Origin of the sequence: Porphyromonas gulae, assembly GCF_000765945.1 — a bacterium.
Classification (GTDB): Bacteria; Bacteroidota; Bacteroidia; order Bacteroidales; family Porphyromonadaceae; genus Porphyromonas; species Porphyromonas gulae.
Map to the genome: position 1 here is coordinate 187,925 of NZ_JRAT01000002.1, position 12,077 is coordinate 200,001.

Here is a 12,077-nt window from a genome sequence, read left to right on the forward strand (position 1 = left end):
AAGAGAATGGGTTGGCATGGCTTTGTATCAATAGGGTAAAATATCCGCTATCTTTGGTCTAATGATGACAGCTCCAAGCCAAGGATACAGAGAGTTCGGCGACTACCTCCGGCAGGTATTTCCACTCTATAAGGTACAGAAGATTACCCTCAACGCAGGCTTCACCTGTCCCAACCGAGACGGACTGAAAGGATGGGGTGGCTGTACCTATTGCAACAATCAGACCTTCAGTCCTGCCTTCGCCATGAGACACCACTCCGTGTCGGAACAGCTAAGAGACGGGATAGCTTTCTTCGCTCGGAAGTATCCTCAGATGAAATACCTGGCCTATTTCCAAGCCTATACCAATACTTATGGAGAGCAAGCCGAGATCATCCGCAAGTACGAAGAAGCCCTGAACTACCCCAATGTAGTAGGCATTATTATAGGTACCCGACCGGATTGCATGCCGGATTCCCTTTTGTCCTACTTGAAGGATTTGTCGGAAAGAGTATTTGTTCTCGTGGAATATGGTGTAGAGAGTACGCTGGACAGCACTCTCCGGCGGGTGAATCGCGGACACCTCTGGTCGGATAGTATGGCAGCTATCGAGCGAACGGCTAAGGCGGGATTGCCGGTAGGTGTGCATCTGATCCTCGGACTACCGGGGGAAAGCAGGGTGGATATACTCAGGCACGCTGACGAGGTATCGGCATTGCCCGTGACCACGCTGAAGTTGCATCAACTGCAAATCATCCGAGGTACGGCCATGGCCAAAGAATACGCAGAGAATCCCTCAGACTTTCATTTTTACTCCGAGGAGGAATATATCGACCTGTGTCTTGATTTCATCGAACGCCTGCGTCCTGATATTGTGCTTGAACGTTTCGTATCACAGTCTCCGGCCGAACTTCTCCTGATGCCGAAATGGGGATTGAAGAATCATGAGTTCACACACCTGATCCGTCGTCGCATTCAAGAACGCAATATCATACAGGGACGGCACTGGAAAGGATAATTTCCCTCCGCTATTTCTACAGGAGAATCGGTGCGTTTGCCAAAGGCTGATTAACGGGGACAATTATAGACCGTTCCATACAACAATTTCGTTGCACTCTTCGCGTCAATCTCTCCCTTATTATAAGCCATCAAATACAGCGGCACTCCCCTACCGTCCTCTTCATACGGAGGCTGTGTATAGTCGGCATCAATAATTTCGAATCCGGCTCTTTCATAAAAGCCTATTCGTCTTCTGGCAATCTCCGTCAGGGGAGGCTCAGCTTCCAGCAGTACACATGAATCCGAGGACAGAGCCAATGCTGTCATCATTTCTATGGCAGTCTGCCCTATATTACGATTTCTCCATTCGGGAGCGATGGCAAAATGCTCGATAAAAGACAATTCGGGCGACAAAGTCCAGCTAATGATAAAACCTTTGGCCTCTTCCGCTACATCACGCTCCCCGATCAGAAAGAGGCTGCAAGATGGGTCTGAAAGAACCGTACGTAAGAAATTGTCATACGAGCGTCTCTCCTCTGCAGGAAACGAAGTCGTGTACAGCTCCCATACATATCGGATAACTGCAGATCGATCTGCATCGGAGAAAGACTTTAAGTCAGAAAATCGAAGCATTGTTTTTAGTACTAATAATATGTATCAGGAATAGATAAGGCTGCACAGCAGGATACTGCACAGCCTCATTCTCTTTCCAGACTGAGAGGGGGCGGAAAGTTGCTCTTTAGACCTCTTTGATCAGCTCCTCTTGTAACTCCTTCTCTTTGAGCGGAGTCACCAGCTTATAGCCCTTTCCGTGAATATTCTTGATCTCGATTTGAGAATCACCTTTCAAGAGCTTGCGCAACTTCGTGACATAAACATCCATGCTTCTTGCATTGAAATAGTTGTCATCCGCCCATATCGTCTTCAGGGCATAGTTACGCTCAAGGGTTTCATTAGCATTGGCACAAAGCAAGGCCAACAGCTCGTTTTCTTTGGTAGTCAATCGAGTCACCTGATCATCGATCGCGATGGTTTGCTTCTGAGTATCGAACAAGTACTTACCGATACGGTAGTAGAGCATATACTTGTTCGAACGTGCACCAGAGCGTCGCAGTACGGCTTCGATACGCATAGCCAACTCTTCCATACTGAAAGGTTTGGTGACATAATCGTCAGCTCCGATTTTGAATCCTTCGATAATATCTTCTTTCTTCGCTTTAGCACTAAGGAAAATAATGGGCATATCCGGATCGATCAACCGTATATCCTGTGCCAACGTGATGCCATCCTTACGCGGCATCATGATGTCGAGCACACAAATGTCATACGAATTCTTGACGTAGTTGGAATAACCCTCTTCTCCATCACCATAAAGATCGACGATGTAATCTTTCGTCTCGAGAAATTCTTTCAAGAGCGGTCCGATATTACTATCGTCCTCACAGAGAAAGATTCTTGTTTTTTCTTCCATCTTCTTCTCCTCCAAAAAATAGTTGTTTTTATATTAATGGGCTACAAAAGAAGCTCCAGTTTACTGGAGATTGGTGGTGCGCATGCTCTTTTTTCGCCTCAAATGTTCTATTCTGTTATATCCCCACTCTATAAGAACGAAAATTTACGTTTAATTGTTCTGTCCAAAGAAAAAAATAAAACAATATATACTCTATAGACGGCTCTATCTTCATAAAGCAAAAAGACAGAATACTCTCTTCAGGACTGATCGCATAAGGTTTTTATAACAAGTTGCAAAATAAACGCTTTCTTGTGAATAATCTTGCTTTTAGAAACAAATTCGACGAAAAACAATCTGAAAAATCTCCTCCATGAATATGATTTCACCATTTTTTGTCGAAACAAACAGAATCCTAATCAGCAAAAAGCTTATGACAAAAAGCAAAAGGGCATGCCACAACGGCACACCCTTTTGTCTATACTTTTTTTGAACAGTCTTCTCTAAAACTCCGCGTTGTTCGGCGTCCGTGGGAAAGGAATTACATCTCGGATATTACTCATTCCCGTTACAAATAGCAGCAGGCGTTCGAAGCCCAAACCAAAGCCGCTATGCGGTGCAGTACCATAACGACGGGAGTCGAGATACCACCAAATATCTTTCTCGGGCACTCCCATTTCATTAGCACGAGCTATCAATTTGTCGTAGTCGGCTTCACGCTCGGAGCCACCGATGATTTCTCCGATCTTCGGGAAAAGTACATCCATACCACGGACAGTCTTTCCATCATCATTCAGCTTCATGTAGAAACTCTTGATCTCTTTGGGGTAGTCCGTCATGATAACCGGTGTCTTGAAATGCACCTCAACCAGATAACGCTCGTGTTCGCTGGCCAAATCTGCCCCCCAATAGATAGGGAATTCAAATTTTACACCATTCTTGACGGCTTCTTCCAGAATACGAATACCTTCCGTATAGGCCAAACGAACAAATGGTTTTTCGAGTACAAACTTGAGACGATCGATCAGCTCTTTGTCAAAGTGTTCAGAAAGGAAACTGATGTCATCCATACATTTATCCAAAGCCCACTGTACGCAATATTTGATGAACTCTTCCGCCAAGTCCATATTATCCTCTATCTCAAGGAATGCGACTTCCGGTTCGATCATCCAGAACTCAGCCAAGTGACGCGGTGTATTGGAATTTTCTGCACGGAACGTGGGGCCGAAAGTATAAATACCCCCCAAAGCCATAGCAGCCATTTCACCCTCCAATTGTCCTGAAACGGTCAATGAGGTATGACGGCCGAAGAAATCTTTACGATAGTCCACTTGCCCCTCTTCCGTTCGAGGGAGAGAATCAGGGTTCAGCGTTGTCACCTGAAACATCTGTCCGGCTCCTTCACAGTCACTGGCCGTAATAAGAGGTGCGTGGAAGTAATAATACCCTTTGTTATGAAAAAAGGTATGAATGGCGATAGCCATATGGTGTCGGATACGATAGATGGCACTGAAAGTATTGGTGCGTGGGCGCAAATGTGCAATCTCTCTCAAAAACTCCAACGTATGGCCTTTCTTCTGTAGCGGATAAGTAGCCGGATCAGCCGTACCATAAATCTCAATAGCTGACGCTTGTACCTCCACGGACTGGCCTGCTCCTTGAGATTCGACCAAAGTGCCTATAACACCGATGCAAGCACCCGTGGTAATCTGAGACATCTGTGCAGCATCGAAGGAAGCAAGATCTGCTACGATCTGCATATTATGAATCGTAGAACCATCATTGAGAGCGATAAAATTCACAGCCTTGTTGCCGCGCTTGGTGCGTACCCATCCTTTGATGTTGATTTCTCGGCCGACCAGCTCTCCATGGAGGGCGTCTGCGATTCTAGTTCTTTTCATCTTCTTATCCATTGTATAATACTATTCATTATTTATGTTTATATTATTCGAAAGCTCCCATTCTAAGATTATTCACCTCCTGCTCATTCAGATAGCGCCATTTTCCACGGGGCAGATTCTTCTTGGTCAGTCCGGCAAAATAAACGCGATCCAGTTTGACAACGCGATAGCCAAGATGCTCAAACAAACGGCGCACAATACGATTCCGTCCGCTATGAATCTCTATTCCTACCTGCGAAAGATCGTCTTCTTTTACATAACTGATGGCATCGGCATGTATCTCACCATCATCCAACTCCACCCCATCGGCTATTTTCTGCATGTCTTCAATGCTTACATCCTTGTTGAGCCACACGTGGTAGATCTTCTTCTTCTTGAAAGACGGATGGGTCAGCTTAGAGGCAAGATCGCCATCATTAGTAATCAGGAGCACACCTGTAGTATTTCTATCCAAACGACCTACCGGATATATTCTTTCAGGACAGGCGTATCGCACTATATCCATTACCGTAGTACGGCATTCGGGATCGTCGGAGGTAGTAACACAATTTTTAGGCTTATTGAGCAGTACATAGACCTTGCTCTCTATTTCCACTCTCTTATCCTTGTAGATTACCTCATCCTGACGTGTAATTCTTCTGCCGAGTTCGGTCACGACTTCTCCATTGACCGTGATCTCTCCCTTTTCGATCAGTAGATCCGCTTCCCTTCGCGAGCAAACACCGGCATTGCTCAGGAACTTGTTCAGCCTGATCGGCTCATTCGGATCAGCTAATACCTCACGATACTTTACAGGCACGATCAGAGCTTTCGGCTGTTTCTTTTTCTTCTTTTGCTGTGGAAGTGTCAGTGTTCTATTGCCACCCGAATACATCGACCTTTCCGTATCCCGAAACTGACGGGGATAGGATGATCCCGATCCACGCATACGCTCGCTATCCATAGCACGATTGGCATCGTATTCTTTCTCAAAATGCCTGTCGCGTCTCTGCCCACGCTCTTCATTTTGGCGGTATGAAGCCGGATAAGTCGTACGCTGCCCGTCCCGACCATATCGATTATTGTACGAAGGAGCTTCAGAGCGGTTATTTCCCTCCCCTCCGGAGAAATCATCACGTCTGTACGATTGTGGTCGGCTACTCTGCTGCTCACCGATACGTACTCTTCGTTTACGCTGTTGCAATTGATCAGTCGGCTCGGGTTTGGATGTAGCCCCTACTCTGGGAGTAGGTCTGAAGCCTCCCCCTGAACTCATTCTTGACGAACGGAAAGGCGTAGGTTTTTCTATGTGCTTTTCCGAAGGAGAAATATCATCCTTGCTCGTATCTGCGAAAATATCGCGTTCTTCAGTTGTCATCTTTGATAGATTATTGCTTAGATTTTACACATACAACCTCACGGTTGCAAACTATGAATTTGTCTTTTTGACTCTTTGGGTTACGAAAATATGAAAATTTCAGATTCCCACGTAATTAGAAGGAGATATGCGGCGCATTTCCTCCTTCACGGCTTCATCAATATCCAATGCTTCGATAAAACGTGCAATAGATTCGGCTGTCACCGCCTCATTCGTACGCGTCAGAGCCTTCAATGTTTCATATGGATTGGGATACCCTTCTCTGCGAAGAATAGTTTGTATGGCCTCAGCCACCACGGCATAGTTGTTCTGCAAATCCCGATCAAGAGCAGCTTCGTTGAGAAGCAGTTTGCAAAGCCCTTTGGCTATGCTCGTGACTGCTATGAGAGAATGCGCCAAAGGAGTACCCACGTTACGGAGTACGGTGGAATCCGTCAGGTCCCGTTGCAAGCGTGAAATAGGCAATTTGCGTGACAAATGCTCAAATATGGCATTCGCAATACCCAGATTGCCTTCGGCATTTTCATAGTCGATAGGATTCACTTTGTGGGGCATGGCAGAAGAACCGACCTCACCGGCCTTGATCTTCTGTTTGAAGTACTCCATCGAAATATACTGCCAGAAATCACGGCAGAGGTCGATCAGTATCACATTGATTCGACAGCAGGCATCAAATAAGGCTGCCATGTTGTCGTAGTTGGATATTTGTGTAGTGAGTTCTTCTCTTTCAAGCCCGAGAGAAGTTACGAACCGACGGCCAAAATCGCTCCAGTTATGCTCAGGATAAGCCACATGATGGGCATTGAAATTGCCCGTAGCACCACCGAATTTGGCTGAATGAGGTACTGCCAGCAACAGGCCGATCTGCTTACGCAAGCGATAGACGAATACTTCTATTTCCTTTCCTAAGCGAGTGGGCGATGCCGGTTGTCCATGTGTTTTGGCCAGCATCGGGACATCTTTCCACTGAAGAGCATAAGCATGAAGCTGCTCCACCAACTCCTGCAAAGCGGGCATGTAAACCTCGGTCATTGCCTCGCGTATCATCATCGGGAAAGCCGTATTGTTTATATCCTGCGAGGTCAGACCGAAGTGGATAAATTCTTTGGCATCTTGTATCCCCATGGCCTCGAACCGCTCTTTGAGGAAATACTCCACTGCCTTGACATCATGATTCGTTACCGCCTCTATCTCCTTTACACGTACGGCATCCGTCTCGCTGAAATCTTGGTATATACGACGCAACTCTTCCTCTAAAGACGGAGGACAGACACCTTTTAGCGAAGGCAATTCATTGCAAAGGGCAATGAAGTATTCCACCTCCACCTTTACACGATAGCGAATTAGAGATTCCTCTGAAAAATAGCGACTAAGTGCTTCTACTTTGTTGCGATACCGGCCATCTATCGGAGAGATGGCTTGCAGGGCTTGGAAAGCAATCATTTGTTTTTGTTCTGATATAATCGGATCGATGAAAGAAGAGCGCATATTCATGACAGCCGATGCCGACATTAGGATGGGATTTCTTCCGATTTTGTAAGCAGCAAAGATAAAAAAAGATTTTTCTGACTAAACCTAATATCCGAAGCCTTTTCTCACTCCTTCTTATTAAGCTTCCAAATCGATTCTACAGTTTTTTTCTCAATCGCAGGTCTTATCCCAAATAATTTCACCTCCGGTCGTACGCCAAACCTCTTTTCGAGCCAGAGCAAAGAAATAATCGCTCAGACGATTGATATAGCGCATCACGGGTTCCTCAACCAGTGCCTCTTCACTCAAGCGGTATATATGACGTTCGGCTCGCCGGCATACCGTACGGCAAACGTGTGCCAAAGAGGTAGAACGGCTGCCTCCGGGCAAGATGAAAGCCGTCATCTTGGGGATGGCATCATCCAGTCGATCGATCTCTCGCTCCACGCGTTCTATCGTTTCGGGATGCACACGGCTCTCCACCATCAGCTCTCTGTTTTCCTGATTTGTGGCCAGATAGGATCCGACGGTGAAAAGCTTGTGCTGTATGGTACGCAGAAAATCCCGATCCTCTTCCGGCAAATCCTCACTCATCAGCAGGCCGATAAATGAGTTCAATTCGTCTATCGTGCCGTAGCACTCAAGCCTTTGGTGGTATTTGGGTACGCGTTCTCCTCCGACCAAGCTGGTCGTTCCTTTGTCACCCGTGCGGGTGTATATCATACTTTTAGACATATCGCTTCTATCGTTTTATTATTTATAGAAACGCTTTATAGCTCCGCTTGTTCAGTCCACGATGAAAAATTACAATCAGCAATTCGCCCGTATCGATCGAAACCCGTGCAGCAGGATTCTTGTCAAGCTCTTGCCATAGGCGAAAAACCTCTCCACGACGACGAGGACAATACAAAACTGCCATAGAGCCATCCGGCAAAGAGCCGGACAAACATTGCCGAATAGAAGCAGACAGAGGAGCATCCCTTTCCACTACGAGAAGGAGCGGATCCGCCTGCTTCGAGTCCGTTATCAACCTGTCGCCATCTTCAGCCAAAAGCTCTATTTCCGGTCGTGCAGCAGAGAGATATTTCGGCAGAACGGAATCGCCCGTAGAAATGCATATTGCTCGCTTTGCCTTACTGAAGATCGTCAGGCGAAAGATCAGCTCCAATACCTTGCGACGGCGAATCCCCCGATAATCGGCTGACTCCCGAAGTTCTTTTGTCTCCGATGCAAGACGGTCAAAACTGTAGTACGGTGTCTTTTCCTCCACCACCCGTGTCAGTAGGTGAAATACATAGGGAGAGTGAACATGGTGTCCTCCACGATGCAGCAGATAGCGAACGCAGCGCAATGCCTGCAAGCGTACTCTATCACTGACGGACAGGAATGAAGAGGAGAGAAAAGACATCGGTAAGATCGGTTGGAGAATAACTTACTCCCGCTCCTGAGGTAAAATCAGATTGAGCACAACCCCTACTATGGCAGCCAAACCGATACCGGCCATCGTAAATCCACCGAACGAAATGACTGCTCCGCCAATACCGAGCGTAAGAGTGATGGACACTATGATAATATTACGTGTCCGACTCATATCCACTTTATGATTGACCAGATTGGCAATACCGGCCGAAGCTATCGTACCGAAGAGAAGCAGCATGATACCACCGAGAACGGCAGGAGGGATGGATTTGAGCAAGGCACTGACCTTACCAACAGCAGAGAAGACAATTCCCGTCAGGGCGGCTATACGAATCACCATCGGATCCGTCACACGAGTCAGAGCCATGGCTCCGGTTACTTCCGAATAAGTAGTCACGGGAGGTCCTCCCAGCAGACCTGCTACCATACAGGCCAGACCATCGCCCAAGAGAGTACGATGCAGACCCGGATCTTTTACAAAATCTTTTCCCGTGACCGTATTTACCACATAGACATCACCGATATGCTCTATCACGGGAGCGATAGCCACAGGCAGCATAAAGAGGATGGGAGGAAGAGAAAACTTGGGGAAAGAGAACTGAGGCAAGCTCAACCATGCAGCCTCACGAATAGGATTCAGATCGACCTCATAGAAAACAACGGCTATCACATAGCCCACCGCTATACCGCAGAAGATAGGAATCAGCTTGAAAAGTCCTCGGGCCAACATAGTTACCAGCACAGCGGTCGCAAGCGATATGGTAGCCAGTACCCAGTTGGACTGTGCCATATCCACACCGGCTCCGGCCAGCGAAAGTCCGATCAGGATAATGACAGGGCCGATGACTACAGGCGGAAACAAACGTTGGATCACACGTACTCCCTGCCACTTGAGCAAAGCACTCATCAGATAATAAACCAGAGCCACACCGACCATACCCGAAAGAGCACCGGACAGCCCATACATCTCCGTAGCCTTGATAATAGGAGCGATAAAGGCAAAACTACTACCAAGAAAAATAGGCACCTTCCCTTTCGTCACCAAATGAAAAATCAACGTGCCGATACCGGCCGTAAACAGGGCTGTCGAAGGGTCTAAACCCACAAGGAGGGGCACTAAAACAGTAGCTCCGAAAGCAACAAAGAGGAACTGTACGCCTACGATGCCTTTTCGGAGCGGAGAGAGTTGGGTTGTTTCCATATAAAAAAACGATTATAATTTGCTGGATTTTAAGCCCTGCAAATATATGGCATTTCCCTTTATCCCATTGAGTTGCACGCTTGTTTTACGATAGTTCGAACCTGTCGTTGTATAAGCAGGACGCGATGCTCCTTGGGTATTATACTTAAAAGGCCACAGACTTGATACTATAAAGCCTCCCGGGTTTATACTTAAAAGTCCTACCGCTTCATAGTATCAAGTCTCGAAGCAATCGAAAATAGACCCGACATAAGTTTTTTCATACATTTGTTTCAGTTTTTAGCCATTATAATTATATGGAAAGGTTAGACAAACTCGACAGGCGAATCCTGAGCATTATCTCCAATAATGCCCGTATGCCGTTCAAAGACGTTGCAGAAGAATGCGGCGTATCGCGTGCTGCCGTTCACCAGCGCGTACAAAGAATGATCGAAATGGGGGTTATCACAGGTTCGGGCTATCATATCAACCCGAAGTCTTTGGGTTTCAGAACGTGTACTTATGTAGGTGTTCGTCTGGAGAAAGCTTCTATGTACAAGGATGTACTCCCCCATCTGTACAACATTCCGGAGATCGTGGAGTGCCACTATACGACAGGGCCTTACTCTTTGCTGATCAAGCTCTTCGCCATCGACAATGACCACCTGATGGACATCCTGAATTCGACCATCCAAGAAATCCCCGGTATCGTCTCTACCGAAACGCTGATCTCTCTGGCCGAAGGATTCAATCGCGGCATCAAGATACCCGAAGGAGATCAATAAGCACATACCTATTATATATACCCTCACCGATCGGATACGCTGAATGCCCTCCTATACGCTTACCCAGTTAGCCTCTGCTGTCCGAAATTGTCTCGAAAGCGGATTCCCCGGACGCTACTGGGTCAGTGCTGAGACCAGCGGTGTCCGCGTAGGCATATCGGGGCATTGCTACTTGGAATTGCTGGACAAGGATACATCCGGCTCGCAAGTGACAGCCCGTATGAAAGCCATGATATGGGCTTCGGACTATGCCACATTATCAGGACGATTCCGGAGAGAAACGGGCGAAACATTCGATTCCGGTCTCCACGTTCTGGTACTGGTAAGCGTATCCTACCATGAGCAATACGGGCTAAGCCTTCGCATTCTGGACATAGACCCCTCCTACACGATGGGGGCCATGGCCCGCAAACGCAAAGAGATCATCGAAGAACTGCGCCGGCAAGGCCTATACGACCTGAATCGCAGCCTGTCCCTACCCCGCCCCATCCAACGCATTGCCATAGTCTCATCCGGTGCGGCTGCCGGTTACGAAGATTTCATCGCACACCTTAGCCATTCGGCCGAGCACTTCTGTTTCTATCCCGTCCTCTTCCAAGCCGTGATGCAAGGCGCACAAACCGAAGCATCGGTGTTGGGAGCCTTGGAGCGCATCGCATACCATCGGGATTCTTTCGATATAGTAGTCATCATTCGCGGAGGAGGAGCAGTGAGCGAACTGGCAGCTTTCGACTCGCTTGCCATCGGACAGGCATGTGCACGTTTCCCCCTCCCTATCCTTACCGGCATCGGACACGACAGGGACGAGACGGTGGTGGATCTCGTTGCTTATCGCTCGCTCAAGACCCCTACGGCTGTGGCCGATTTTCTTGTGAACTGCCAGCGCGAAGAGTGGAAATTGATCGACGACCTCCGCTCCCGTGCAGCCGAAGGACTCCGAATGATGATGATGTACTGCCACGAACGGCTGACCCAGCTATCGCTCCGTACGCCGGCCATCCTGAAATCATCTGTTCGTGAAGAACACCATCGGATAAAATCCGTAGAAGACCGCCTCCGATTAGCCACTAAACAGCGGATCGCCTTCGGACTTCAGCAACTCCAAATAGCAAGCGGCAGCCTGCCGGCCATGATGAAGAGCGAGCTGAAACAAAATACAGGCCGATTGGATCGGGTAGCTGCCCGACTGCCTTTGCTGCTGGCAGCCAATCTGAAAAGCTACAATCGACGCCTCGAAACCAACGAACAGGCCATCCGCCTGCTACACCCCAATGCTACCCTGCGCCGTGGCTTCGCCATCGTTTTGAAAGACGGCAAGGCCATCCGTTCCCAATCGGAGCTACACAAGGGCGATCGCTTGCTTGCTCAATTTGCCGACGGATCTGTCTCAGCCGTCGTAGATCAACCTCAAAAGGGGAAACGATAACACCCCAACCTCCCCATCCACTTCTCCCCTTCGAGCTGACTTCTTTGCCCAAAAATCACCTTCCGATTTTCATTTTCACCCACTCTCATAATACAAGGGTCGAAAATTTGG

Annotated in this window: 11 protein-coding genes; 3 read left to right on the forward strand and 8 right to left on the reverse strand. The window is 47.7% G+C overall.

Features of this window, described 5'->3' with window-relative positions; all coding sequences use genetic code 11:
* Positions 1-61: 61 nt before the first annotated feature.
* Complete coding sequence (locus HQ49_RS01105) at positions 62-997, forward strand: TIGR01212 family radical SAM protein (protein WP_039417917.1); 936 nt, start codon at positions 62-64, stop codon at positions 995-997.
* 50 nt (positions 998-1,047) lie between these two features.
* Here the strand turns inward: HQ49_RS01105 and HQ49_RS01110 are convergent, their stop codons facing one another.
* From HQ49_RS01110 to HQ49_RS01150, 8 genes are all read right to left on the reverse strand, one after another.
* Complete coding sequence (locus tag HQ49_RS01110) at positions 1,048-1,611, reverse strand: GNAT family N-acetyltransferase (protein ID WP_039417919.1); 564 nt, start codon at positions 1,609-1,611, stop codon at positions 1,048-1,050.
* Positions 1,612-1,717: 106 nt separating this feature from the next.
* Positions 1,718-2,449 carry a response regulator transcription factor RprY gene (rprY, locus tag HQ49_RS01115; RefSeq protein ID WP_026292103.1) on the reverse strand — a complete coding sequence of 244 codons (732 nt, stop codon included), beginning with the start codon at positions 2,447-2,449 and terminating at the stop codon, positions 1,718-1,720.
* 482 nt (positions 2,450-2,931) lie between these two features.
* Positions 2,932-4,341, reverse strand: a complete 1,410-nt coding sequence (gene asnS / locus HQ49_RS01125; protein ID WP_039417921.1) for an asparagine--tRNA ligase — start codon at positions 4,339-4,341, stop codon at positions 2,932-2,934.
* A gap of 31 nt (positions 4,342-4,372) precedes the next feature.
* Entirely contained in the window at positions 4,373-5,686 is a 1,314-nt protein-coding gene (locus tag HQ49_RS01130) for a pseudouridine synthase (protein ID WP_039417922.1), read from the reverse strand.
* 99 nt (positions 5,687-5,785) lie between these two features.
* The gene (gene purB, locus HQ49_RS01135) at positions 5,786-7,129 is read right to left on the reverse strand and encodes an adenylosuccinate lyase (protein WP_039417981.1); all 1,344 of its coding nucleotides are present in this window, start codon (positions 7,127-7,129) and stop codon (positions 5,786-5,788) included.
* Positions 7,130-7,327: 198 nt separating this feature from the next.
* Positions 7,328-7,891: a cob(I)yrinic acid a,c-diamide adenosyltransferase gene (locus HQ49_RS01140; RefSeq protein ID WP_039417924.1), complete on the reverse strand. Its 564-nt coding sequence runs from the start codon at positions 7,889-7,891 to the stop codon at positions 7,328-7,330.
* Between the two features lie 22 nt (positions 7,892-7,913).
* Entirely contained in the window at positions 7,914-8,564 is a 651-nt protein-coding gene (locus HQ49_RS01145) for a hypothetical protein (protein WP_039417926.1), read from the reverse strand.
* A 24-nt stretch (positions 8,565-8,588) separates the two neighbouring features.
* On the reverse strand, positions 8,589-9,776 hold the full coding sequence (locus tag HQ49_RS01150; RefSeq protein WP_039417927.1) for a uracil-xanthine permease family protein: 1,188 nt from the start codon (positions 9,774-9,776) through the stop codon (positions 8,589-8,591).
* Between the two features lie 296 nt (positions 9,777-10,072).
* Here HQ49_RS01150 and HQ49_RS01155 point away from each other — a divergent pair, with 296 nt between their 5' ends.
* Together HQ49_RS01155 and xseA are read left to right on the forward strand one after the other, a co-directional pair.
* Positions 10,073-10,540 carry an Lrp/AsnC family transcriptional regulator gene (locus HQ49_RS01155; protein WP_018965672.1) on the forward strand — a complete coding sequence of 156 codons (468 nt, stop codon included), beginning with the start codon at positions 10,073-10,075 and terminating at the stop codon, positions 10,538-10,540.
* 43 nt (positions 10,541-10,583) lie between these two features.
* Positions 10,584-11,966 carry an exodeoxyribonuclease VII large subunit gene (gene xseA / locus HQ49_RS01160; RefSeq protein ID WP_039417928.1) on the forward strand — a complete coding sequence of 461 codons (1,383 nt, stop codon included), beginning with the start codon at positions 10,584-10,586 and terminating at the stop codon, positions 11,964-11,966.
* Positions 11,967-12,077 lie beyond the last annotated feature (111 nt).